Source organism: Caulobacter sp. UC70_42, assembly GCF_044056025.1.
GTDB lineage: Bacteria > Pseudomonadota > Alphaproteobacteria > Caulobacterales > Caulobacteraceae > Caulobacter.
This window is the reverse complement of record NZ_CP171994.1, coordinates 552957-575846: the sequence shown is the minus strand read 5'-3', so window position 1 is coordinate 575846 and position 22890 is coordinate 552957. Positions and strand designations below refer to the sequence as shown.

Annotated in this window: 22 protein-coding genes and 1 pseudogene; 11 read left to right on the top strand and 12 right to left on the bottom strand. The window is 67.8% G+C overall.

Going from position 1 to position 22890, the window contains the following annotated elements:
• Positions 1 to 2: 2 nt before the first annotated feature.
• Positions 3 to 638, bottom strand: a complete 636-nt coding sequence (locus tag ACHMW8_RS03115; protein ID WP_395444709.1) for an NrsF family protein — start codon at positions 636 to 638, stop codon at positions 3 to 5.
• Complete coding sequence (locus ACHMW8_RS03110) at positions 631 to 1074, bottom strand: sigma-70 family RNA polymerase sigma factor (protein WP_395444708.1); 444 nt, start codon at positions 1072 to 1074, stop codon at positions 631 to 633. The genes ACHMW8_RS03115 and ACHMW8_RS03110 overlap by 8 nt, the downstream gene beginning before the upstream one ends.
• Positions 1075 to 1474: 400 nt before the next feature.
• Here ACHMW8_RS03110 and ACHMW8_RS03105 point away from each other — a divergent pair, with 400 nt between their 5' ends.
• The gene (locus ACHMW8_RS03105) at positions 1475 to 2176 is read left to right on the top strand and encodes a DUF1109 domain-containing protein (protein ID WP_395444707.1); all 702 of its coding nucleotides are present in this window, start codon (positions 1475 to 1477) and stop codon (positions 2174 to 2176) included.
• A gap of 146 nt (positions 2177 to 2322) precedes the next feature.
• Here ACHMW8_RS03105 and ACHMW8_RS03100 read toward each other — a convergent pair whose 3' ends face one another.
• The 3 genes from ACHMW8_RS03100 to ACHMW8_RS03090 all read right to left on the bottom strand — a co-directional run bounded on the left by ACHMW8_RS03100 (position 2323) and on the right by ACHMW8_RS03090 (position 4234).
• Positions 2323 to 3072, bottom strand: a complete 750-nt coding sequence (locus tag ACHMW8_RS03100) for a putative DNA-binding domain-containing protein (protein WP_395444706.1) — start codon at positions 3070 to 3072, stop codon at positions 2323 to 2325.
• The gene (locus ACHMW8_RS03095) at positions 3069 to 3899 is read right to left on the bottom strand and encodes a DUF692 domain-containing protein (RefSeq protein ID WP_395444705.1); all 831 of its coding nucleotides are present in this window, start codon (positions 3897 to 3899) and stop codon (positions 3069 to 3071) included. Before ACHMW8_RS03095 ends, ACHMW8_RS03100 begins: the two co-directional genes overlap by 4 nt.
• Before the next feature lie 65 nt (positions 3900 to 3964).
• Positions 3965 to 4234: a hypothetical protein gene (locus ACHMW8_RS03090; protein WP_125155429.1), complete on the bottom strand. Its 270-nt coding sequence runs from the start codon at positions 4232 to 4234 to the stop codon at positions 3965 to 3967.
• Positions 4235 to 4474: 240 nt separating this feature from the next.
• Here ACHMW8_RS03090 and ACHMW8_RS03085 point away from each other — a divergent pair, with 240 nt between their 5' ends.
• From ACHMW8_RS03085 to ACHMW8_RS03060, 6 genes and pseudogenes are all read left to right on the top strand, one after another.
• Entirely contained in the window at positions 4475 to 4945 is a 471-nt protein-coding gene (locus ACHMW8_RS03085; RefSeq protein ID WP_125155430.1) for a DoxX family protein, read from the top strand.
• Between the two features lie 355 nt (positions 4946 to 5300).
• Positions 5301 to 5765, top strand: coding sequence for a carboxypeptidase-like regulatory domain-containing protein (locus tag ACHMW8_RS03080; protein WP_395444704.1), 465 nt, complete (start codon positions 5301 to 5303; stop codon positions 5763 to 5765).
• 335 nt (positions 5766 to 6100) lie between these two features.
• Complete coding sequence (locus ACHMW8_RS03075; RefSeq protein ID WP_395444703.1) at positions 6101 to 7186, top strand: hypothetical protein; 1086 nt, start codon at positions 6101 to 6103, stop codon at positions 7184 to 7186.
• Complete coding sequence (locus tag ACHMW8_RS03070) at positions 7078 to 8778, top strand: hypothetical protein (RefSeq protein WP_395444702.1); 1701 nt, start codon at positions 7078 to 7080, stop codon at positions 8776 to 8778. Before ACHMW8_RS03075 ends, ACHMW8_RS03070 begins: the two co-directional genes overlap by 109 nt.
• Complete coding sequence (locus ACHMW8_RS03065) at positions 8775 to 10241, top strand: sulfatase (protein ID WP_395444701.1); 1467 nt, start codon at positions 8775 to 8777, stop codon at positions 10239 to 10241. The genes ACHMW8_RS03070 and ACHMW8_RS03065 overlap by 4 nt, the downstream gene beginning before the upstream one ends.
• Positions 10219 to 11337, top strand: a pseudogene (locus ACHMW8_RS03060) (sulfatase); the annotation flags it as partial. The gene ACHMW8_RS03065 and the pseudogene ACHMW8_RS03060, both read left to right, overlap by 23 nt.
• On the opposite strand, the gene ACHMW8_RS03055 reads toward ACHMW8_RS03060, so the two are convergent.
• Genes ACHMW8_RS03055 through ACHMW8_RS03045 form a run of 3 tightly spaced genes read right to left on the bottom strand, consistent with a single transcriptional unit; the run spans position 11314 to position 13139 of the window.
• Positions 11314 to 11697, bottom strand: coding sequence for a hypothetical protein (locus ACHMW8_RS03055; protein ID WP_395444700.1), 384 nt, complete (start codon positions 11695 to 11697; stop codon positions 11314 to 11316). The pseudogene ACHMW8_RS03060 and the gene ACHMW8_RS03055 overlap by 24 nt on opposite strands.
• A 45-nt stretch (positions 11698 to 11742) precedes the next feature.
• The gene (locus ACHMW8_RS03050) at positions 11743 to 12738 is read right to left on the bottom strand and encodes an amidohydrolase family protein (RefSeq protein ID WP_395444699.1); all 996 of its coding nucleotides are present in this window, start codon (positions 12736 to 12738) and stop codon (positions 11743 to 11745) included.
• Positions 12735 to 13139: a hypothetical protein gene (locus ACHMW8_RS03045; protein ID WP_395444698.1), complete on the bottom strand. Its 405-nt coding sequence runs from the start codon at positions 13137 to 13139 to the stop codon at positions 12735 to 12737. Before ACHMW8_RS03045 ends, ACHMW8_RS03050 begins: the two co-directional genes overlap by 4 nt.
• Before the next feature lie 38 nt (positions 13140 to 13177).
• Between ACHMW8_RS03045 and ACHMW8_RS03040 the strand changes: the two genes are divergently transcribed.
• Both ACHMW8_RS03040 and ACHMW8_RS03035 read left to right on the top strand, forming a co-directional pair.
• Entirely contained in the window at positions 13178 to 13825 is a 648-nt protein-coding gene (locus tag ACHMW8_RS03040) for a TetR/AcrR family transcriptional regulator (protein ID WP_125155435.1), read from the top strand.
• 192 nt (positions 13826 to 14017) lie between these two features.
• A complete protein-coding gene (locus tag ACHMW8_RS03035; protein ID WP_395444697.1) occupies positions 14018 to 14980 on the top strand; it encodes a nucleoside hydrolase in 963 nt (320 codons plus the stop codon).
• Here ACHMW8_RS03035 and ACHMW8_RS03030 read toward each other — a convergent pair.
• The 3 genes from ACHMW8_RS03030 to ACHMW8_RS03020 all read right to left on the bottom strand — a co-directional run bounded on the left by ACHMW8_RS03030 (position 14977) and on the right by ACHMW8_RS03020 (position 18953).
• Positions 14977 to 17328 carry an arylsulfatase gene (locus tag ACHMW8_RS03030; RefSeq protein WP_395444696.1) on the bottom strand — a complete coding sequence of 784 codons (2352 nt, stop codon included), beginning with the start codon at positions 17326 to 17328 and terminating at the stop codon, positions 14977 to 14979. The two genes, ACHMW8_RS03035 and ACHMW8_RS03030, sit on opposite strands and share 4 nt — an antisense overlap.
• Positions 17329 to 17471: 143 nt before the next feature.
• A complete protein-coding gene (locus ACHMW8_RS03025; protein WP_395444695.1) occupies positions 17472 to 18386 on the bottom strand; it encodes a formylglycine-generating enzyme family protein in 915 nt (304 codons plus the stop codon).
• Positions 18387 to 18566: 180 nt separating this feature from the next.
• On the bottom strand, positions 18567 to 18953 hold the full coding sequence (locus ACHMW8_RS03020; RefSeq protein ID WP_395444694.1) for a c-type cytochrome: 387 nt from the start codon (positions 18951 to 18953) through the stop codon (positions 18567 to 18569).
• A gap of 189 nt (positions 18954 to 19142) precedes the next feature.
• Here ACHMW8_RS03020 and ACHMW8_RS03015 point away from each other — a divergent pair, with 189 nt between their 5' ends.
• The gene (locus tag ACHMW8_RS03015) at positions 19143 to 19943 is read left to right on the top strand and encodes a universal stress protein (RefSeq protein ID WP_395444693.1); all 801 of its coding nucleotides are present in this window, start codon (positions 19143 to 19145) and stop codon (positions 19941 to 19943) included.
• Positions 19944 to 20017: 74 nt separating this feature from the next.
• Here ACHMW8_RS03015 and ACHMW8_RS03010 read toward each other — a convergent pair whose 3' ends face one another.
• Positions 20018 to 22036 (bottom strand): ATP-binding protein, encoded by a 2019-nt coding sequence (locus ACHMW8_RS03010; RefSeq protein WP_395444692.1) that lies wholly within the window; start codon positions 22034 to 22036, stop codon positions 20018 to 20020.
• Positions 22037 to 22300: 264 nt separating this feature from the next.
• Between ACHMW8_RS03010 and ACHMW8_RS03005 the strand changes: the two genes are divergently transcribed.
• The gene (locus tag ACHMW8_RS03005; protein WP_395444691.1) at positions 22301 to 22864 is read left to right on the top strand and encodes a LuxR C-terminal-related transcriptional regulator; all 564 of its coding nucleotides are present in this window, start codon (positions 22301 to 22303) and stop codon (positions 22862 to 22864) included.
• The last annotated feature ends 26 nt before the right edge of the window (positions 22865 to 22890 follow it).

The window sequence follows — 22890 nt, the reverse complement described above, 5'->3', positions numbered from 1 at the left end:
GGTCACCAGCGCGCCAGGCGCGGCAGCAGCAGCCGAACCAGGAAGAGAGCCAGGCCGCAGCTGAAGCCATACCAGACCGCGACGTAGAGCGGATCGTCGTGCGGGCAGGCGAACACGAAGACGAAGGCGGCCCAGGCCGCCGCCCCAGCGCCGATCGCCAGGGATGAGCCTGGAGCATGGGTGGCGGCCGCCCGTCGCATCAGGGCGGCGAGGAGCGCCACCGGCGGAGCCGACAAGCCGACCACGAAGCCGACACAGTGCAGGCCGTCGCGCCAGTCGAGCCGCGCGACCAGATCGCCGCCGCCGTCCATCGCCGCATCGAACAACCAGCCCGCGCCCAGCGCGAGGACCACCGCCATCGCCATCAGCTGTAGGCCGCGCCGGGGCGACACCTCCGGAGCGAAAGATCGCAGGGCTGTGGCGAAGCCGAGAAGGGCCAGGGTTCCCAGGCTGATCAGCTTCCACCAGAACACCGGCAGGCCCAAGGCCGCCGCGAGGTTCGGACGCGCCAGGCCGGCCGCGAGGAACAGGCTCAGTTCCAGCGCGCAAAGCGCCGCGAGCGCCAGGATCTCGAGGCGGGGCGAGCGGCGGCGGACCGGCGCCAGGTCTCCGGCCAGATTGTCGAGAAAGTCATCCATCGGCGTAGGCCTGATTTTGTACGGCAAGGGTCAGTCGGGCCAGGCCCCTGTGGATATTGATCTTGACCAGCGAAATGGACTGGCCGGTCCGCCGGGACGTCTCCTCGACGCTGTAGCCGTGAATCTTGACCAGACGGATGCATTCGGCCTGGGCGGGTTTCAATTCCGCCAACAGCTGGTTCAGGATCGTGGCGCTGATCACCGCCGCGCCGTGATCCTGCGTGGCGATGTCCTCGCCCAAAGGCTCGGTCGCCATGCGCTTCAAGGCCCGCAGGCGATCGATCCACTTGTAGCGCGCGATCGCACCGAGCCAGGGACCGAACGGCCGACCGGGGTCGAAGGTGTGACGCTTGTCATGGATGGCGATCAAGGTGTCTTGCACCGCGTCCTCGACGATCGCCGGGGCAGGCGCCGGCTGAAGTAGCGATTCAGCCATATGTGCAGCTCTCCCAGCAGGCGGCGGTATCGGACGCTGTCGCCCGCCTGGGCGGCCATCATCAGCTCCGCCCATTCGCTATCGGCCATGCAAATTCCGCTCAGATGATCCCAGGGTCATGACGGCGTCCCCCGCGTCAGGGCGAATCCCGGCCAGCGGATTTCACTCGCTACGCGATCCGAAGATCAAAAGGGGCGGGCGGAAAGTGACGGGGACGACGCCACGGCAAGAACGCGACGATGAGCGCAAGAAGTCGCTAGGTCCGGAGGCCGGACATCTTGCGGGGATGGGGGAGGAATTCGCGCGAAGCCCTGTAACCGCCGTACAGGCCTCGTCGAACGTCTTGATGACGGAGGCCGGTCCTCGGCTGGCCGCCAATTCAATCGAACCGGGATTTTCCGTGCGACCACCCGATCCCAACGCCGCGGCTCCGCCTCGAGCGGCCCTTGCCGGAGCCACCGCGTCCGTCGAGCGGACGATCGCCGGTCTTGTCGCGGACCTGCGGCCCGTGGCGCGCCATGCCGCGGTCCGTCGCCTGTTGGCCGGCGCGGGTGTCGGCGTCGTGGCTTCGATCATCCTGGTCGACCTGGTGCTCGGCTATCGGCCGGACATGGTCGGCGCGGCGCTCACGGCGATGTTCTGGATCAAATTCGCCTATACCCTGGCCCTGGCGGGGCTGGCGCTCTGGACGGTCGACCGGCTGGCGCGACCGGGCGTATCGGCCATGAGCCGGTCGTTCTGGCTGTTGGCGCCGGTCGCGGTCCTGACCATTCTGGCGATCTGGCAACTGGCGGACGCTCCGGCGACCGACCGGCGCCACATGCTGATGGGCGTCAGCGCCGCGGCCTGTCCATGGCGCATCGTGGGGTTCGCCCTGCCGCCGCTGGCGGGCTTGCTGTGGGCGGTGCGTGGCCTGGCTCCGACGCATCTGGCCCATGCGGGCGCGATCGCGGGAATCGCGGCCGGCGGCCTGGGCGCGGCCGCCTACGCGCTCAACTGTCAGGAGGCGACCGGTCCTTTCGTCGCGGCGTGGTACAGCTTGGGCGTCCTGGCCGTCGGCGGACTCGGCGCGACCCTGGGGGCCAGGGTGCTGCGATGGTGAGCCCGCTCGTGTTGGGCGCCGCTCTTGTCGCCTGTCGCGCGAAGGCCTCGGCGCCGCCGGTCGAAGACGCCGCCGGCAGGGTCGTGGACGTCTCCGGTCGCGCGCGAACCGGATGATCCGCGATCCCTGGCGCATGATCATTCGGCTCAGGCGGCCGTCATGATCAGGCCGTCCTGGAGCCAGGATGCCAGCAGCCCTCCGGCCTGGCGAGCCGCCTCGTCCGGGTCGTCGACCACCTTGGCCAGTCGCTCGCACAGACCCGTGAAGGTTATGCCCTGCTGGATCCAGCCAAGCGCTTCAGCCTCGAAGGCTTCGATCGTTCGGTATTGCGGCGACAAGCCCGCGCGCCACACGCGGATCGCGCCCGGTTCCGGCAGGCGCTCGGCGGCTGGAGGCGTCACGCCCTCGGCCAGGGCCGTCCAGATGGCCGCCGCGTTGGTCGCCACGACCCTGACCGTAAGGGTCGGCGCGAACGTCAGGGTCGCGGCGTCCCAGTCGACTTTGGCCAGGGCCTCCTCGTTGATCGGCTCGGCGTCGGTTCCGTCGAAGGCGCGACGCAGGGTCCAATCCAGCCAGGCCAGTTCCCGAACCTCCAGATCATCGGGGTAGAGTTGGCTCAAGGTGTCGGTGAATTCCGCGCCATAGTCGGCGAGCGTCCAGGCGTGGGGCGCGTGACGTTCGATGTGGAAGCGGGCGCTCGCCTCGAAGGCCTCGTCGCCCAGCCACCCCCAGGTCTTTTCATAGGTGTCGCGCAGGCAGGCGGCCAGCTGAGCGCGATAGGCGTGGTGGTAGACCGCCAAACCGGGGCCTCCGGTCGCCGCGACGCCGGGCGGATGATCCGGCGCGCCGGTCAGGATATGGTCGCGCAGAGCGCGTTGCTGGGCGAGCAGGTTCATGCCGCGCGCCTCCAAGGCGAGGCCAAGCCGCGGGCGATCTGCAGCTCGGCGAGCAGTTCGGCCAAGGGGGGAATGTCGTCGTCGCGCTCGATCATCGTGGCGGCCGGCCCAAACCGTCGGCAGGCGGTCTCATAGAGCGCCCAGACCGGATCGGGCACGGGCTGGTCATGGGTATCGATCAGCAGCGCCTTGCCGACGCTATGGCCGGCCAGGTGCATCTGGCGCACCCGGTCGGCGGGCGCCTGCTCCAGATAGGCATAGGGGTCGAAGCCATGGTTCGCGCCGCTGACGTGGATATTGTTGACGTCGAGCAGCAGGAAGCAACCGGTGCGCCGACAGGTCTCGGCCAGGAAGGCCACTTCGCTCATCTCGTCGTCGGCGAAGGTCAGGTAGCTGGACGGGTTCTCCAACAGGATCGGCCGCTCCAGCACGTCCTGAGCCCGCGAAACGTTGGCGCAAACGATGTCCAGCGCTTCCTCCGTATAGGGCAGAGGCAGGAGGTCATGGGAATTGAAGCCCTCCACCCCCGTCCAGCAGAGGTGGTCGGACACCCAGAGCGGCTTCACGCGATCAGCCAAGGCCTTGAGTTGGCGTAGATAGTCGGGCTTGACGCCGTCCGCCGAACCTATGGACATCGACACGCCATGCAGCGCCACGGGATAGCGTTCGCGGACCGCGTCGAGCATGTAGAGGGGGCGGCCGCCCCTGACCATGAAATTCTCGGAGATCACTTCCACGAAATCGACGGCGATCTCCGTCTCCAGGAAGTCGGAATAGTGCTGCGGGCGCAAGCCCAGGCCAAAGCCTTCGAAGGGCGGGAGGGTCACGGCATGGTCTCGGGCAGGAGGACGGCGGGGCCCGGCGCAAGATCGCGCCCCGCCAGATGGAAGCCTTAGTTCGGGGCGGTCAGCGAGCCGCCGGCGGTGGCGCAGGCCTTCTTGGTCAGTTCCTTGAAGCCCTGACCCTTGCAGTCGTTCTGGCCCTTGCAGTCGTGGTTGCCCGACTTGCAGTCCGAGGCGCCCTTGCACGAGTTGACGCCGTAGCAGTGGACCTTGGCGGTCGCGGCCTTCGGCGCGGCCGACGCCTGAGTGACGGCGACCATGCTGGTCAGGGCGAACACGGCGGCGGCCGAAGCGATCGTGGCGGACTTGAAGTTGGTCATGTTGGTCTCCTTGAGGACATGTCGCGGGCCGCGAAGATCGGCCTGACGAGGAGGTTTTCGTCGGCCGTCCCGCGCCGGTTACAGGACCTCATGAAGTTTCTCGCGATGACGAGCCGCCACGGCGGATTTTCTCCCAGGGTGTAACCGGCGGGCGTCGCGCGTCGAACCCATGCTCGTGGCCCACTTCCATTTCTTCCGGGCCGGCCGTCGCGCCTGACGCGCTCTTCAGGAGATTCAACCATGCGTTCGCCCCCCTTGCCCATCTACGCCAAGGCCGCCGCCGCCGTCAGTCGCGCGGTCCCAGAGGCGGTGCTGCTGCTCACGGCCCGTCTGGGTGTCGCGGCCGTCTTCTTCCTCTCCGGTCGAACCAAGGTCGACGGCATTTTGCACATCAAGGATTCCACCTACGGACTGTTCGAGACCGAGTACAAACTGCCGCTGGTCTCTCCCGACATCGGCGCGCACCTGGCGACCTATTCGGAGCATCTGTTTCCCATTCTGCTGGCTCTGGGCCTGTTCACTCGGGTCGGCGGCGCGGCCTTGCTGGGCATGACCCTGGTGATCGAGATCTTCGTCTATCCCGACGCCTGGCCCACCCACCTGAGCTGGGCTGGCCTTCTTCTGCCCTTGATCGCGCGGGGCGGCGGCGACTGGTCGCTGGACCGACTGCTTGGCATCGAACCGCCCGCGAGGCGAGCAACGGGCGACTAGAGTATTTTCCGACGAAGTGGATACCGGTTCGTCGTCAGAAAATGCGTCAAACAAAATGCTCTAGGACCAGGCCACGTTCTGCGCCGCCCGTTGTGGCGCTGGAGACCTCCGACGAGACCTTCGAAGGTCAGGCTCGCCATCCGAATCGACGCCAGCGATCTTGTCTTCGAGGTTGAGGACAGCCGTTTCCACGGCCTTTCGCTCGATTTATGAGCGCGCGGCGCCGCTGGCGATGCAGATCGCCGCACGGCGGACGCCAAGGCGATTTAAGCAACTTTACTTATCGGAAAAGTTCAGTGACCTTACTTAAATCGAGCGGGTGGCCCGGCTGCCCGCGCTGGGTAAGGGGTAGGTCATGGGGTGCAGGACTTATTGGAGCGGCGCGGCTTTCGGCGTGATGATGCTGGCGGCGGCCAGCGCGGCTCACGGCCAGGAATCCTCGTCCAACATCCATGGCGTCGTCACGCTGAACGGAGCGCCGGTGGCCAATGCGGGCGTCGCGGTGGTTCACACGCCGTCCGGAACCCGAGCCTTCACCTCCACCGAGGCCAGCGGCGTCTTCGACCTGCGCGGCCTGCGGGTCGGCGGGCCCTACACGATCACCGTCACCGGGGGCGGCCAGCCGCCCAAGACGCTGGAGAACGTCTTCCTGCGCGTGACCAAGACCGAGGAAGTGTCGATCGACCTCGCCGCGGAGGAGACGGTTCGAGGCCGTGGTCGTCACGGCCTCGGGGACGCGAAACTCCGACCAGGGGCCCAAGACGGTCTTGGGGCGCGAGGCCATCGCCGCGGTGGCCAGCGTTGCTCGCGACCCGCGTGATCTGGCGCGGCGCGACATATTGGTGTCGCAGGACCTGTCGGGCGGCCGGGCGGGAGCCAACGCCGGCGGCATCTCGATCGCCGGCTCCAACCCGCGCTTCAACCGCATTTCGGTCGACGGGGTGTCGGCGCAGGACAGCTTTGGCCTGGCCCAGGGCGGCATGACCACGACCCGCGGGCCGGTGACCCTGGACGCCATCGAGCAGTTCAGCATCGCCGCCGTGCCGACCGACGTCGAGAATGGCGACTTCGTCGGCGGGGCGATGAACATCGTGCTGCGTTCGGGCGCCGAACCGGTTCCATGGCACGGCCTTCGTCAACTACCTCAACGACGGCATGGTCGGACGCCATCTCAGCAAGCAGCGCACGCCGTCGCAGATCAGCCAGAAGAACTACGGCGGCTTCCTGTCCGGGCCGATCATCAAGGACAAGCTGTTCTTCGCCGCCGCCTACGAGACCTATCGGACCAGCGAGGCAGTGTTGTTCGGCGCTCCAGGCTCGGGCGCGCCCAACATCTATTCCAACGGCCTGACCCAGGCGACCATCGACGCGGTCAAGTCGACCTTCGACACCAACTACGCCAGCGACTATGCGGTCGGGGACTCGCTGACGAGTTCGCCCGTCACCGACAAGAAGTACTCGGTGAAGCTGGACTGGAACATCAGCGACCGCCACCGCGCCTCTCTGACCTATCGCTACGCGCAATCCGCGTCGATGAACAAGCCTGACCTCAGCGCGACGACGGCGACCCTGACCTCGCACTGGTTCGAGCAGTCGAATGTCGACGAGGCCACCACGCTGGACATCCGCTCCAACTGGACCGACCGGTTCACCACGACCCTGAAGGCGACCTATCGCTCTTACGTCAACGGGCAGAACCCGCCGACGGGCCAGAACTTCTCCGATATCTCGGTGTGCGCCGCGCCGACATCGGACGCGGTCACCACCACCTGCCAGACGGGCTATTCGTCGGTGCGCTTCGGCGTCGACCAGTTTCGCCATGCCGGGGCGCTGGACCTTCAAGAGGCCCGCTTCCAGTTCCTCGGCGAGTATTCCTGGAACGGCAACCGCTTCAAGTTCGGGGCCCAGGCCCGCAAGGCCGACGTCTACGACCTGTTCGTGCCCAACCGTCGCGGCACCTACTATTTCGACTCCCTGGCCGACTTCGCGGCGGGCAAGGCCAGCAGCCTGACCTACGCCAACGCGGTAACGGGCGATCCCAACACCGCGGCCTTCAACTCGACCTACTGGACCAATTCGGTTTTCGCCCAGGACACCCTCGACATCACCGATGACCTGCGGGTTACCGCGGGGTGCGGTTCGACTGGTACGACCAGCCCGACCGGCCGATCTACAACCCCAACTTCACGGCGCGGAACGGCTTCAGCAACCAGAAGACCATCGACGGCCTGCACATCCTGATGCCCCGCGTCTCGGCCGAGTGGACGCCGCGCGAGCGCCTGAAGATCAACGGCGGCTTCGGCCTTTTCGCGGGCGGCATCCCGGACGTGCTGACCGGCACGCCGTTCTACAACACCGGCTACGCCACGACCCAGGTCGTCATTCAGCGCAACGCCGCCGGCGCGTTCACCGAAACCACGGGCACGGGCGGCTTCACCCAGGCGATCGGCGCCGCGGCGCTGAACAACCTGACCGGCGACGCGACCTTCGGCTACCAGATCCCCTCCGTGGTCCAGCAGCTGCAGCAGGGGACCCTGCCCGGCGCCACGGCCATTCCGGCCCTGGGCGCGGTCATCGCCCTGTCGCCGACCTTCGAAATTCCGGGGCAGTGGAAGGGCTTCCTGTCGATCAACCTGGACCTGGGCAAGGGCTGGGCGCTGAGCGGCGACTACGTGCATAGCCAGGCCCATAACGACCTGACCTATTCCGACTACCGGGCCCAGCCGCTGGTGATCAACGGCGTCCAGCAATTCCTGCCGGACGGCCGCATCCGCTACGACGGCCTCTCCGCCGCCGTGCCGGGCAAGAACTCGACCAACCTCGGCGCCAACAACGATCTGGTCGCCACCAACACCGACAAGGGTTCGTCCTGGACCGGCGGCCTGACCGTCTCGAAGCGCTGGGACTGGGGCGTCGACATGGCCTTCGGGCTGGCGCGCCAGCGCATGAGCGACGTTAGTCCCGGCGCCTATTTCGGAACGACCTCCGCCTCGCTCTACAACACCGTGCCGGCCTATGGAGACCCGAACCACGACTACCTCGATCGTTCGGTCTACGAGATCCGCAACCGCGCGAAGTTCGAGCTGAGCTTCCACAAGGCGTTCTTCGGCGACAACGAGACCCGCGTCACCTTGTTCGCCGAGCGACAGGACGGTCGCCCGTTCGGCTTCACGATGCAGGATTCCGCGGCCGGGCGCGGCCCCGTGTTCGGCGTCACCAAGACGGCCCAGGCGCTGTATGTGCCCGACTTCGCGGCGGACACCAACACGTCGGATCTGAATGTCGGCCTGGTGACCTTCGCCACCGCCGCCGACCTGGCCCGGTTCCAGAAGTACGTGAACGCGTTCAACATCCCGACGGGGCTGGTGCGCAAGTACAGCAACACCAACGCGCCCATCAACCGCGTCGACCTGCAACTGAGCCAGACCCTGCCGACGCCGATCGAGGGGCACAAGGTCAAGCTGCAGTTCGATGTCCGCAACCTGCTCAACCTGATCAATCGCGACTGGGGCCTGGTCGGCGAGTATACCGATATCAACACCCTGGCCCGCGTGGACTGCGCCGACGCCAACGGCGCGGCGGTGGGGGGCCAGCAGCGCGGTCTGCGCGCGCTACCGCTATTCCAGCGTGCCGACCAGCGTGACCAAGACGCGCAACACGGCCCTGTCGCTTTGGTACATGCAGGTCAGCCTCCGCTACGAGTTCTAAGTCCCCTCATGACTTGGAAAGGCCCCGGGACCCGTGCGAACCCACTCCGCGCAGGTCCCGGGGTTGTCTCCATGGGACGAACCCGGAAGATCTGGATCAAAGCAAAGCAAGCGAGGGCGGCATGAAGGACTTGACCCGGCGGGACCTGTGCGGCGGCGCCGCGGGATCGGCGACGGTTTCTGCGGCGGGCCTGGCGTCCGCCGCGCCCGCTCGTCGCCGGCCCAACATCGTCTTCGCCCTGGCCGACGACTGGAGCTGGCAGTCGGCCCGTCCGGTCGACATGCTGGGCCTGCGGATGCCCAACTACGCGCGCGTCGTCCGCGACGGCCTGAGCTTCGACAACGCCTTCGTCGCCGCGCCCACCTGCACCACCTCGCGCGGGTCGATCCTGACCGGCCGCGCGCCATGGCAACTGGAGGAGGGCGCCAACCTGGCCAGCATCCTGCCGGCCAAGTTCGCGGTCTATCCCGAGATGCTGGAGCGGGCCGGCTACCATGTCGGCTTCGCGGGGAAGGGCTGGGCGCCGGGTCAGCTGAAGCCGGCTGGTCGCGCGCGCAATCCGGCTGGCGACGCCTATCCCGACTTCGCCGGCTTCCTGGCCAAACGCCCCGCGGACGCGCCGTTCTGTTTCTGGCTCGGCGACCGTGATCCGCACCGGCCCTATGTACGGGGGCAGGGACAGCGCAACGGCGTCAGCTTCACCGGAACCCTGCCGCCCTACCTGGCCGACAGCCCGGCCACGCGTGAGGACGTCGCCGACTACATGTTCGCCGCCGAGCGTTTCGACCGCGATCTTGGCGTGGTGTTGGCCGCGCTGGAGGCGGCGGGCGAGCTGGACAACACGCTGGTGGTCGTGACGGGCGACAATGGCTGGCCATTCCCGCGCGGCAAGGCCACGCTCTACGACGCCGGCGTCCACGTGCCGCTGGCCATGATGTGGCCCGGCCGGATCAAGGCCGGCGGCCGAACGCGGGCCCTGGTCACCCTGACCGACCTGGCTCCCACCTTCCTGGAGGTCGCCGGCCTGCCCCCGTCGCCGGTGATGACCGGCGCCAGCCTGCTGCCGGTGATGACGGGTGGGCGCTGGGCGCGCGACGCGGTGATCACGGCCATGGAGCGTCACATGGATGGGCGCACCCAGCCGGGGCAAGGCTATCCGATGCGGGCCCTGCGCACCGAGCGCTACCTGTTCATCCGTAACTTCCATCCCGAGCGCTGGCCGGCGGGCGACCCGCCGCGACGCGCGGTCGACGCCGCCAAGCTGGAGACCAGCGTGTTCGCCGGCTTCGCCGACATCGACCAGGGGCCGGCCAAGGCCTGGCTGGCCACCCATCCGGACGACCCAGCCTATGGTCCCGCCGTCGGCAAGCGGCCAGCGCGCGAACTCTACGACGTGACGGCCGATCCGTTCGAGATGCGCAACCTTGTGGGCGACCCGCGTCACGCCCGCGTACTGGCGCGAATGGACCGCCGTCTCACCGCCGAACTGAAGCGACTGAAGGACCCGCGCGTCGGGCCCGACGGCGACGTCTTCGACCGCTACCCCAGCTACAGCGACCCCGGCTATGGCCGGCCGGCCGACTTCTGATTCCCAATTCCGTATTGGCGTGGAGGGCGTGATGACCCGTTTGACGAGGCGATCGATGTGTAGCGCCCTGGGGGCGCTGGGCCTGACCGGCGCGACGGCCGGTGCGACCCCGATGAGCCGGCGGCCCAACATCCTGTTCGTCCTGGCCGACGACTGGGGCTGGACCTCGTCGAGAGCGATCGACGAACTGGGCATGACACTGCCCAACTTCGAGCGCGTGAAACGCGCCGGCCTGACCTTCACCAACGCCTTTTGCGCCGCGCCGACCTGCACGGCCTCGCGGGGCGCCATCCTGACGGGCCGCGCGCCCTGGCAGTTGGAGGAGGGGGCCAACCTGGCCAGCATCCTGCCGAAGAAGTTCGGGGTCTATCCCGACATGCTGGAGGCGGCGGGCTATGTCGTTGGCTTCGCCGACAAGGGCTGGGCGCCGGGGCAGCTGAAGCCGGTGGGACGCACGCGCAACCCGGCGGGCGATCGCTACGCCGATTTTCCCGCCTTCATGGACAAGCGCCAGGCCGGGACGCCGTTCTGCTTCTGGCTGGGGACGCACGATCCGCACCGGCCTTACGTCAAGGGACAGGGACGGGCCCATGGCGTCACCTTCGACGGCCCCATGCTGCCGTACCTGCCCGACGCGCCGGAAATCCGCGAGGACATCGCCGACTATATGTACGCCGTCGAGCGCTTCGACCGCATCCTGGGCGTGGCGCTGGACCGATTGGAGGCCTCGGGCGAGGCCGACAACACCCTGGTCGTGGTGACCGGCGACAACGGACCTTCGTTCACACACAGCAAGGCGACGCTGTACGACGCGGGCTCGCACGTGCCCATGGCGGTGTCCTGGCCGGGCAAGGTCAAGCCGGGAACCGTCACCGACGCCTTGGTCGTGCTGACCGACCTGGCCCCCACTTTTCTGCAGGTCGCGGGCCTGAGGCCGACGCCCGAGATGACCGGCAGGAGCCTGGTCCCGCTCCTGCGGGGCGGCCGGGGCGCGCGCGACGCGGTGGTCACGGCCATGGAGCGGCACATGGACGGCCACACCGAGCCGGGCTCGGGCTATCCGATGCGGGCCCTACGCACCGACCGCTACCTCTTCATCCGCAACTTCCATCCCGAGCGATGGCCAGCCGGCGATCCGCCGCGCCAGACGCCTTCCGCCGACCGCCTGGAGAAGGACAACTACGCCGGATTCGCCGACATCGGGCCGGGACCGACCAAGGCGTTCCTGGTGCTGAACCAGGCCGATCCGAGGGTCGCGCCGTACTTCGCCCTGGCGACGCGCAAGCGGCCCCCGCGCGAGCTCTACGACATCAAGGCCGACCCCTATCAACTGCGTGATCTTTCGGGCGATCCGCGCTACGCCGCGCGCCTGAAGGCCCTGGACCAGAGGCTGGAAAAGGAATTGGTCGCCACCGCGGATCCGCGCGTCGGCAAGGATCCCGACGTGTTCGACCACTATCCCTCCTACAGCGATCCGGGCTTTGGTCGCCCGGAGGGGATTTTAGGCGTCGCCGGCCACGCGCCGGCCGCCGACCCACACCTGGGCGATGTTGGCGCGGCTGGCGTTCAGCAGGATCTTGCCGGCGAGGTCTTCGGGCGAGACCTCGCCGAACAGGCGTATCGAACCGTTCGCGGCCTCGCAGTCGATGAGCAGGGCGTCGAACCAGCAGCCGGGCTCGAAGCGGCCGATCGGCAGGTCCAGCGCCCGGCCGCCGCCGGCGGTGGCCAGATGGAAGGCCGTGACGACGTCGATGCGCGAGGCAGGACATCCCCGCTGGTCGGCGGGCAGATCGGGGTCAACGCCGGTCTCCAGCATCCGCGAGGCGGCGATCGCCATGCGGGCGGTGTCGAACAGGGACGCAGCATGACCGCCCGAGATGTCGGTGCCCAGGCCGACGTGCAGGCCCTTCTCCAAGGCGCGGCGCAACGGGAAGACGGCGTTGGCGAAATAGGCGTTCGACAGCGGGCAGTGGGCCACGGCCGCGCCGCGCGCCCGCACGCGCTCCATGTCGTCGTCGGTCAGGAAATTGGCGTGGGCCAGCACCGTGCGGCGGCCCAGGAGCCCAAAGCCGTCCAGGCTGGCGGCGTCGGTCACGCCGTGCCGCGCCAGCACGTGACCGTGGGCCCAGTCGCTTTCGGAGCAGTGGGTCTGGACATGGCAGCCGGTCTCCCGCGCCAGACTCCCGAGGCCGCTCAGCGCCGCGTCGGTGCAGGACGGGATGAAGCGCGGAGTGATCACCGGCCAGACCAGGCCTTCGGTATTGTCCGGATGGCCGCGGACGTAGTCGATCAGGGCGCGCGCGCCGTCGACGGCGTCCTCGGCAGAGGCGTCGCGATAATAGTCGGGACAGGCGGCCGGATCGTCCATCGCCACCTTGCCGACCAGGGCCCGCTGGCCATGCGCCAGGCACAGGTCGACAAGCTTATGAGTGGCCTCCTGATGGACGGTGGCGAAGTAGAGCGCGGTGGTCGTGCCCTGGGCCAGCAGGTCCGTCACGACCGCCGCATAAACCTCCGTCGCGAAGTCCAGGTCGGCGAACCGGCTCTCCAGCGGGAACGTGTATCCTGCAGCCAGACCTCGAGGGGGACGTCCAAGGCCTGGCCCAGCTGGGCGTACTGCGGCGCGTGGACGTGCAGGTCGACCAGACCCGGGATCATCCAGGCGCGGCCGGTCAGCGTCACCAGGCGGTCGGCGGCCCGCGCGCTCGCCAGCAGGCTCTCATGGCCGGCGTGGTCGGCGGGAAGCACGGCCTGGATAAGCCCGTCCTCGCCGATCGAGATCAGGGCGTCGGAGAGGCTTTCGAGCCGATCCGGCTCGGGGGCGTGCAGGAATGATCCGCGAACAACCTTGCCGCGAAGATCCGTTCTCGCAACTTCTTCCGCCGCTTGCGTCGTCATTGTCTTGCCCTCCCGGGCGTTCCCTGTAGGAAACGGCTATGCTGCTCGCCAAGACCGCCATTCCGCGCTCGATGAACCCCGATGACACCAAGGGGAGATTGATCGCGACCTGCGAGCGCCTGCTCGGCGAGCGCGGTTTCGGCGGAGTGGCCCTGCACGAGATCGCCCACCAGGCGGGGCAGAGCAACAAGTACGCCGTCCAGTACCATTTCGGCGATGTCGAGAACCTGATCAGCGCGGTCTTCGCGACGCGTGAGCGCTTCATCATCGAGCGCCGGCTGCAGCTGATCCAGGTGGCCGAGTCCAAGAACCTCATGGGCGACCCCGAGGCGCTGCTGGAGCTGATCTACCTGCCGATCGCCGAGCAGGTGGACGAGGACGGCCGCCACAGTTTCGCGCGGTTCTGGATGCAGTTCTTCGCCCGCCCGGACGCCAGCGGCCTTGCCGCCAATCCGTTCCCCGGCCGTCACCCGATGTACTATCGGATTCTCGACCTGCTGCAGGCGGCGGTGGGCGGTCCGCCGGGGCGCGTCGAGGCGGAACTGCGGATGCTGGGCTTCATCAACTTCGCGGCCCTGATCGACCGCGACAACGCCAAGATGGGCGGCAAGCGCGTGCCCGCCCTCGGCACGGTGGTGACGCGGACGGTCCGTCTGATGGCCGCGGCTCTCACGGGCGCGGCTTGAGGCGCTGGAGCGTTTCGGCGCCTCCGGCGTGATCAGGAAAGAGGCGTCGCGCATGGTAATCTTCGAGCTTCAATTAAGCCAATTTACTTAACTCCGCCGTTTTGGCAAGTTGCGCCGGCGCGATCGGGATCGCGCGCGCCACATCGCCCGAAGACGAACGGGCGAGGCGCTGCACGCCAGCTGGACAGGTGCATGCGGCTTATCATTGATACGGACACGGCAGGCGACGACTGCTTCTCGATCCTGCTCGCGGCCGCGCGACCCGACGTGACGCTGGAAGCGCTGACCATCTGCAATGGCAACATCGATTTCGACCAGCAGGTCGAGAACGCTCTGGTCACGCTGGAGGTCGCGGGTCTCGCGGGCCGCGTTCCCGTCCACCCTGGCTGCCCGCGTCCCCTCCTGCGCGAGCCGGTGGACGCGGCCTATGTCTTCGGCCAGGACGGCATGAGCGACGCCGGCTTTCCAAGGACCGCCCAACGTCCGGAGGTCAGCCATGCCGTGGACGCCATCATCGACCTGGTGATGAGCAATCCCGGCGAGATCACCTTGCTGGCCCAGGCCCCGCTGACCAACATCGCCCTGGCGGTGAGCAAGGAGCCGCGCATCGCCAAGGCCTTGAAGCACCTGTGGATCATGGGCGGCTGCGACAACGGCATCGGCAACGTCACGCCGGCCGCGGAATTCAATTTCTACGTCGATCCCGAGGCGGCCGCGATCGTGCTGAAGGCCGGCTTTTCGATCTCTCTGGTGACCTGGACCCTGTCCCTGACCGACAGCCTGCTCACCGAGGCCGAACTGAGCGACATCGCGGCGATCGGTAGCGAGCGCGCCGCGTTCTTCACCACCGTCAACGCCGCTTCGGTCGCCTTCAGCCAGGCGCGCTACGGGCATGGCGGCACCTTGCACCCGGACGCGCTGGCCTGCGCCTGCGCCGTGGTCGATGGCGTGGTGACCCGCACGGAGGCGTGCCTCGTGCAGGTCGAGACCGCGCCGGGCCTGACCCGCGGCTATTGCAGCGTGTCTTCCTCGATGCTGCCGGATCAGGAGGAGGCCGATCCCGCCCTTGGCAAGGCTCCGCCGCCCAACGTCCGGATCGTCAAGGCCGTCGACCGCGAGCGCTTCCGGCGGGCCTTGACCGAAGCGCTGCGCTAGCTGGCGGGGTCCAGGTCGACCTCGACCTTGTCGAGGACGCCCGGGTAAGTCGGCGCGACACCGTAGTCGACGACGGGCGAGCCGCTGTCCTCGCCGATGTCGAAGGTGTCCTCGAACGACACCTTGCCTCGGCTGGTGCGCGGGACGCGGGCCTGGCCGACCACCTTGTCGTCGACCGACAGGATTGCGGTCGCGCCCTGGCCGGGACCGCCGCCGTCATAGACCAGGCGCACGGCGATCTTGGCCGGCCCCGCGCCCAGGCGGGTCGGCGACTGGACCGTCGTGATCTGCTTCTGGAAGAAGTTGTAGGTGAAGGCCGGCTTGCCGTCCTTGACGTATAGCGAAAAGCCGCCGGACTCTCCGCCCATGCTGACCACGGGGCCATCGCCGTCCCGGGCCGGCGCGACGATCCGGGCGGTGATCGAGAAGCTCCGGTTCTCGACCGGCGGCCACATGCCGCTGTAGAGCCTCGTCTGGCCGTAATAGGTGCGATGCACGGCCTCGCGGGTGTCGGGCTGGCCGCGCCCCAGCACTCGAGGATCGATCGGCAGAACCTGGTTGCGCCTGGCTTCGGCGTCGAACAGGTCCTGCAGCGCCTTCAGCCTGGCCGGATTCGCCGCCGCCACGTCATGGGCCTGTGAATAGTCATGGTCGAGATCGTAGAGTTCCCAGGCCTGGGGCTTGAGCGTGTCGACCGAGCTGTAGACCCAGGGCGCGAGGCCCGTGCGCTGGGCGGCCAGCCAGCCGTCGTGATAGATCGCCCGATTGCCCAACATCTCGTAATATTGGGTCGTGCGTCGGCTGGACGCGGCGCCGCTATCGATGGTCGCCAGCAGGCTGGCGCCATCGAAAGGGGCCTGGTCGACGCCGTTGACACGCCTCGGCTGAGGAACGCCGGCCGCCTCCAGCAGGGTGGGGGCGATGTCGATGACGTGCTCGTACTGCCAGCGCGTGCCGCCAGGATCCTTGACCCGGCTGGGCCAGGAGATGACCAGCGGGTCGCGGGTGGCGCCCAGGTGCGAGCCGATGCGCTTGCTCCACTGGAACGGCGTGTTGCCCGCCCAGGCCCATCCGGCGCCGTACATCGGCGTGGTCGAGGCTCCGCCCAGCGTCGGCAGGGCGCGCAGGCGCTCGGCGGTCGTGTCGGTCACCCCATTGATCTGCGCCATGGAGTTGATCGCGCCTTCCGGGCCGCCTTCCTGGCTGGCGCCGTTGTCGCCCGCGATGAAGACGATCAGCGTATTGTCCAACTGGCCGGTCTGGCGGATGGCGTCGATCACGCGGCCGATCTCGTGGTCGGTCTGGGCCATGAAGCCCGCATAGACCTCCATCATCCGGGCCTGAACCTTCCGCTCGTCCGGCGACAGCGAGTCCCAGGCCGGCAGTTCGGGCGGGCGCGGCGTCAGCGTGGCGTCGGCGGGCACGACGCCCAGCGCCTTCTGCCGGGCGAAGACCTGCTCGCGGTACTTGTCCCAGCCCATGTCGAACCGGCCCTTGAACTTGTCGATCCAGGCCTTGGGCGCCTGCAGGGGAGCGTGGGTCCCGCCGGGGGCGTAGTAGATGAAGAACGGCTTGTCCGGATTGACCGACTTCTGGCTGCGCAGCCAGGCGATCGTATGGTCGGCCATCGCCTCGTTCAGGGTGTAGTCGCCCGCGCGGCCCTTGGGCGGGTCCAGGCGGCCGGGCTTGACCCCCTCATTGATCTGCGGCGCCCACTGGTCGGTCTCGGCCTGGATGAAGCCGTAGAAGTAGTCGAAGCCCTGACCGCTGGGCCAGCGGTCGTAGGGGCCCGACGGGGTCATTTCGGAGACGGGCGTCAGGTGCCACTTGCCGATGGCGGCGGTGGCGTATCCGTTGGCGCGGAGGATCTCGGAGACAAAGGCCGAGCTCTTGGGCAGGACGCCCGTGTAGCCGGGGTAGCTGCTGGCCCAGTTGGTGATCGTGCCCATGCCGATGGCGTGGTGGTTGCGACCGGTCAGCAGCGAGGCGCGGGTCGGCGAGCACATCGGCGTCACGTGGAAACGCGTGTAGCGCAGGCCGTTGGCGGCCAGGGCGTCGAGGGTCGGGGTCGTGATCGCCGCGCCGAACGCCGAGGTCTGGGCGTAGCCGGCGTCATCCAGCAGGACGAGAAGGATGTTGGGCGCGCCCGCCGGGGCGGCGGGGGCCGAGGGCGGCGGCGTCTCGGCCCGGGAGTCGCGATAGGTCGCCCCGATCGAACCTTGAAAGCCGGGCAGGGGGATGGGCAGGACCGAGCGGTCGATCGATGGCGAGGCAGCCTGGGAGGACGCGGCTTGGGCCGAGGCCACGACAGGGCCCGCCAAGCCGGTCGCCAGAGCGGCCAGGGACACGAAAGCTGCTAATCGGGACCGCATGTCTTGCTCGCCGAAACATCTGAACCATCGCGCGGAAGCGCAACCGCCAGAAGACAGGCTTGGCAAAATCTAAGTCAAGATACTTATTCCGTCGCGCTCAAAGCACGCTCAGGCGCTGCCTAAACGGCCAATCTGCGGACACAGCGGAAGCCGATGTGGCTGGTCGAGGTGTCGACAGCTTCGGGGTGTCGGGCGGCGGGCCGGTAGCGCTGGCAATAGTTGGGCGCGCAGAGGTGCGAGCCGCCCTTGATGACCTTGCGGGGGATGCGGGCCGGATCGCCGGGCTCGTAGCTGTGGTCCTTCAGCGCCCCGCGGGGATTGCTGGGCACGCAACAAGCGCTCTTCTTGGCCGCCGCGCCGCGCGGGGCGTACCAGTCGCGGGTCCATTCCCAGACGTTGCCGATCATGTCGTGCAACCCGTGACCATTGGCCGGGAAGCTGCGGACCGGCGAGGTGCGCTCCCAGCCGTCCAGCAGGTCATTGGCGACCGGAAACTCGCCCTGCCAGTAGTTGGCCAGCATGGCCCCGTCGGGCGCCAGTTCGTCGCCCCAGGCGTAGTCGGCGTCGACGAGGCCGCCGCGCGCGGCGTGTTCCCATTCGGCCTCCGTCGGCAGCGACTTGCCCGCCCAGCGCGCATAGGCCTCGGCGTCGGCATAGGCGACATGGACCACGGGATGGTCATCCAAGCCGTCCAGCGAACTTTCTGGACCGTAGGGGCGGGCCCAGTTCGCGCCGGGCGTCCAGAGCCACCATTGCGAGACATCGTTCCAGTTGGCCAGGCGCTCCGGCTTCTGGAAAACCAGCGAGCCCGCCACGGCCATCGCCGGATCCATGCCGGGATAATCCTTCGGATCCGGCGGGATCTCGGCCACCGTCACATGGCCCGTGGCCTCGACGAAGCGACGGAACGCGGCGTTGGTCACTGGCGTCTCGTCGATCAGAAAGGCGTCGACGCGCACGTCGAGCGACGGCGCTTCCTCCGGATAGAAGCGGTCCGATCCCATCCGGAAGACGCCAGCGGGAATCAACTTCATGTCCGTCGTTTCCGGGCGAAGCGCGCGGGAGGATCTCAAGGCCATTCTCGGAACGCCACAATGGAAGAAGCCGCCAAGGCTAGCGGCGTCGTCGCAAACATCAATCGACGGTCTTCGTCGTGGAGGCGCATTGTCTCGGCGGCGAACAGGGCCGACGACGCCGTCCGCCCAAACGCGACGTCAGCGGACGTCCGAGCGACGCCTCGCCGGCGTTTCCGGCTCGTCGATGTCCAGTGACTTGATGTAGGCCGTCAGGGCGGCGATCTCGGTCGACGAGAGCGGCTTGCGGGGCATGCGGTAGTGGCCGACGGCGGAGATCGTCTCCAGCTCCCAGTCCAGACGCGTGTCCTTGTATCGGCGCGCGACCTCCTTGAAGGTCGGCGGAGCGCCCGTGGCCGATGCGCCTTCGAGTTGATGGCAGGTCAGGCACTTGTTGCTCGCCAGGACGCGGCCCGTATCGACGGCGCGCCCGCGCGCGGCCTCGGCGGGAGAGACCCGGTCCAGGGCCGCGCAGCCCGCGAGGGTGGCCAGCGCCAGGGCGCCGAAAAGCGTTCGATAGTTTCGCATGAGGCCTCCCGCGCCGCTTCACGGCCTTGGCGCGGTCATCATCGCCCGCCTGACCATCCGAGATTTGATATCGAGCAACTCGCCTACGGGAAACTGCGGATGTCGTCCTGGCTGGCGCGGCGCCACAACGGCTCCAACCCAAAAAGGACCGCTGGCGGCCCGCTCCCTTAGCTTGGCAGGAGAACGGCAGTGAAGAACATTCTTTTGCTCGTGCACGGCGACAAGGGCCTGGAGGCCCGGCTGCAGGTGGCGCTGGATCTCGCTCGGGCGCTCAATGGCCACATTCAATGCGCCGATGTCACGCCCCTGACGCTCTATCCGGCCGATCCGATGGCATGGTCGACCGGCATGCCGCTGGACGAAGACCGAAAGCTCGAGGTGGAGCTCCGCCAGCGCCTCGAGCCGCGCCTGGCCGCCGAGGGGGTTTCCTGGAACTGGACGGAGAGCGTCGGCGACATCGGCGTCTGCCTGACCAATCAGTCGCTGCTGTCCGATCTCATCGTGGTCAACTGCCGGCGCGACACCTTCCTCGCGGATCATCGTCGGGGCCTTGTCGGCGATCTCGCCGTCCACGCGCGACGCCCGATCATGGCCGCGCCCGAGATGGCGCCCGGGATCAAGCTGAGCGGCGCGGCGATCGTGGCCTGGGACGGATCGGCGCCCGCTTCGGCTGCGCTGCGCTCGGCGATCCCATTGTTGACCCAGGCCTCGGAAGTCCATCTGGTGACGGTCGGAGAACTGGACAACGGGCCGTCGGCCGAGGACGCGGCCGTCTACCTGTCGCGGCATGGCGTGCGGCCCCAGGTTCACGCGATCGCGCGGGGCAAGGCCTCGCCGGACCGGGTGCTGCTGGACCTCGCCGACAATCTCCGCGCCGGCTATTGCGTGATGGGCGCGTACGGAAAGGGGCGCCTCTCCGAAGCGCTGTTCGGCGGCGTGACGCGTCGCATGATCGAGGCGGCCGCCCTGCCGCTGCTTCTGGATCACTAAGGCGAAGGTTTGGCGCGTGGCGGGCGCCGGCCAATCGCGCTTTCGGCCGCCCCGGACGGAGCGGCCTTGTATCGTCAGGATTCCCGCCGAGCCCTTGGGTGGGGGACGCGGGCGGTGTTGGCGACCGCGGAAAGCAACTCGCCGGCGTTGATCGGCTTGCCGACGAAGCCGTCCATTCCCGCCGCCAGGCACTCGGCGATCTCCTCGCTTGAGGCGTTGGCCGTCACCGCGACGATCGGCGTCGCGGCCGCCTCTCCGCCGAGCGCCCTGATCTGTCGCGTGGCCTCCAGTCCGTCGAGCTGGGGCATGTGAACGTCCATCAGGATAAGGTCGAACCGACCAGACGCGGCGGCCGCCACCGTCGACAGGCCGTCCTCGGCGAACTCGTAGCGGAGACCCGCTTCGTCCAGCAGGATCGCGATCACGCGACGATTGAGCGGATGATCCTCGGCCACCAGGATCAGGGGATCGAAGTCGATGGGGCCGGGCGAAGCGGACGGCGCGGGCGTCTGGCCCGCCGGGCTGGCCCGTGGAAAGGTCACATCGACCGTGAAGGTCGAGCCCGCCTGCTGTCCGGGCTCGGCTCGGATGTCGCCGCCCATCATGGCGACCAGCTCCTTGCAGATCGCCAGCCCCAGTCCGGCCCCGCCGTGACGACGCGTCGTCGTGGCGTCGCCCTGCACGAAGGGCTCGAACAGGCGTTGAAGCTCGCACGGCGCGATGCCGGGGCCGCTGTCGGAAACGGAGAATGTCACGCGATCCGAGTTCCGGTCTCCGGAGGCGCGCAGGCTGACGGCGCCGCGCTCGGTGAACTTGATCGCGTTGCTCAAGAGGTTCGAGAGAACCTGCCGCAGTCTATGGCCGTCCGCGAGAACGGCTTCAGGCAGCTCCACGCACTCGATGTGCAGCTTCAGATCCTTGGCCTCGGCCGCGAAGCGCCAGATCTCGCCGACGGTCAGCACCAGTTGATGGAGATCGATCGGCGTCGGGTCCAGCGAGAGAGCGCCGGACTCGACGCGCGCAAGGTCCAGCACCTCGTTGAGGATCGACAGGAGGGCGTCTCCGGACGACTTGATGAGCTTGGCCATCTCGAGCTCGGCGGGCGGCAGCGGACGCTTGGCCAGGGCATCGGCGACGGCCAGGACCCCATTGAGCGGGGTTCGCAGTTCGTGGCTCATGATCGCCATGAAGCGAGACTTGGCCTGGCTGGCCTGCTCGGCCTGCTGCCTGGCGGCCTGAGCCTCTCGCGTCCGTTCCTGGAGGTCGCGCTTTCGCTCGGTCAGGTCTTGGCCCAGGGTTCGCAGCTCCTGGACCTGCTGGCGCAGGCGCTGGTTGGCCAGCGTCAGGGCGGCGTCGACCCGGAGCCGCTCGTCGATGTCTCGGCAGACGCCAATGAACTTCTGGGCGCCGCCGATGGTCGCCTCACCGACCGACAGCTCGATGGAGACGCGGCCGCCATCGCGTCTCGTCAGGCTGAGGGGCCTGGGACCGACGTTGAGAATGCCGCTGCTGCCCGTCTCCATATAGCGCGCGACGCGGACCTGATGCGTGTGGGCGTCGTTCGCGCTCATCAGCACCGTCAGGGGCTGGCCGACGAGCGAGCCCGGCGGCCAGCCGCCAAGGGCGTGAGCGGCGGGATTGGCGTTCTCGATGAGGCCGTTCACGTCGATCACGAAGATCGCGTCGGCGGCGTTGTCCAGGATCGCGTTCAGACGTTCCTCGGCGGCGGAGTGGGCTTGTCGCGGAAAGAGGACGATCTGGATGGCGGCATCCTCGCCTTCGGCCTGGCGCCAGGACAGGGCCGACCAGCCCAATCCGGTCAATGTCTCGTCGTCGGCCGGTCCCGCGGGCGCGCGAACCAGTCTGCGCAAGAGCGCCCGCGCGGTCCGCTCTGGCGCGGTCAGTCGCCGGCTGACCAGAGCCATCGTTTCGGTGGCGTTCAGGATTTCACGGTCGCCCACTATACAGCGAACCAGCGTTCCTGTGCTTCTAAACTGTAAGACGATCGGCGCGAAAGCGCCCGATAGGGTGGCGTCTTCGGAGGTATAGTTAGCGCTATCTACGGGGCAATTTCGAGCGGGTCTTGTCGCCATAACTTCCTCGAATCGTCTCTCGACACGAGCGTGACACGGTGACGTCTGGCGTTGCTCATCCCTATGGCTAGGCGCCGTGCCGTAAGTTGCGGCGGATCAATTCCTTGCGGTCCAATTTCATCAAAATACTAGCCAGAGGGCTAGGTGACGCGCCGGGATAGATTCCCTATTTGCGGTATGGGTATTTGGCGGCGCCACTAAGTTTATCGACGTAGGTCAGCAATGAGGGTGGCGATTCTAGGCTCCGACATGGAGCGCGCGGCGATGCTGCGGAACATGGTCGCAGAAGCGATCGGAGGCGAGATTGCCGTCGGCGTCCACACCGCCCAACTTCCCGCCGATGTGATATTCGACCTGCTTATCCTCAACGTGCCGGTCACTGCGGACCCGATCGATAGCTTCGCGCAGGTCGTCAGCTTGCGGGCGCGACATCGCGTCCTGTTCGCCCCTCGATGCGACCTGGACCTCGCCAAGCTCGCCTATGCCCAGCGTTTCCAAGGCTTCATTGGAGAGCACATCACCCGCGAGATGCAGCATGCGATATTGCGGTTCATCGTCGCGGGCGGCGAGTATTTCCCTTGGGTCGACAAGGGCAAGTTAGGGCAGCGGCCGTCGGTGGAGCGGCTGTCCAAGCGGCAACGCGAGGTGCTTGGTCATCTGCTGAACGGCAAGACCAACAAGCAGATCGCCGACGCGCTCAGGATCTCCCTGGCGACCGTGAAGCTGCATGTTCAGGCCATCCTCAGCGAGGCGGGCGCCCGCAACCGCACCGAGGCCGTCGTGCGGTTCGGCGGGCTTGGGCGAGCCGACCTCGGGAAGGACGTCTAGTCCTTTGTTTTAACGCATTTTCTGGC

Coding starts and splice junctions, on each gene's coding strand:
- ACHMW8_RS03115 (WP_395444709.1), bottom strand. CDS start 638: ATGGATGACTTTCTCGACAATCTGGCCGGAGACCTGGCGCCGGTCCGC.
- ACHMW8_RS03110 (WP_395444708.1), bottom strand. CDS start 1,074: ATGGCTGAATCGCTACTTCAGCCGGCGCCTGCCCCGGCGATCGTCGAG.
- ACHMW8_RS03100 (WP_395444706.1), bottom strand. CDS start 3,072: ATGAACCTGCTCGCCCAGCAACGCGCTCTGCGCGACCATATCCTGACC.
- ACHMW8_RS03090 (WP_125155429.1), bottom strand. CDS start 4,234: ATGACCAACTTCAAGTCCGCCACGATCGCTTCGGCCGCCGCCGTGTTC.
- ACHMW8_RS03085 (WP_125155430.1), top strand. CDS start 4,475: ATGCGTTCGCCCCCCTTGCCCATCTACGCCAAGGCCGCCGCCGCCGTC.
- ACHMW8_RS03080 (WP_395444704.1), top strand. CDS start 5,301: ATGGGGTGCAGGACTTATTGGAGCGGCGCGGCTTTCGGCGTGATGATG.
- ACHMW8_RS03075 (WP_395444703.1), top strand. CDS start 6,101: ATGGTCGGACGCCATCTCAGCAAGCAGCGCACGCCGTCGCAGATCAGC.
- ACHMW8_RS03065 (WP_395444701.1), top strand. CDS start 8,775: ATGAAGGACTTGACCCGGCGGGACCTGTGCGGCGGCGCCGCGGGATCG.
- ACHMW8_RS03045 (WP_395444698.1), bottom strand. CDS start 13,139: ATGACGACGCAAGCGGCGGAAGAAGTTGCGAGAACGGATCTTCGCGGC.
- ACHMW8_RS03040 (WP_125155435.1), top strand. CDS start 13,178: ATGCTGCTCGCCAAGACCGCCATTCCGCGCTCGATGAACCCCGATGAC.
- ACHMW8_RS03035 (WP_395444697.1), top strand. CDS start 14,018: ATGCGGCTTATCATTGATACGGACACGGCAGGCGACGACTGCTTCTCG.
- ACHMW8_RS03025 (WP_395444695.1), bottom strand. CDS start 18,386: ATGAAGTTGATTCCCGCTGGCGTCTTCCGGATGGGATCGGACCGCTTC.
- ACHMW8_RS03020 (WP_395444694.1), bottom strand. CDS start 18,953: ATGCGAAACTATCGAACGCTTTTCGGCGCCCTGGCGCTGGCCACCCTC.
- ACHMW8_RS03010 (WP_395444692.1), bottom strand. CDS start 22,036: ATGGCGACAAGACCCGCTCGAAATTGCCCCGTAGATAGCGCTAACTAT.
- ACHMW8_RS03005 (WP_395444691.1), top strand. CDS start 22,301: ATGCTGCGGAACATGGTCGCAGAAGCGATCGGAGGCGAGATTGCCGTC.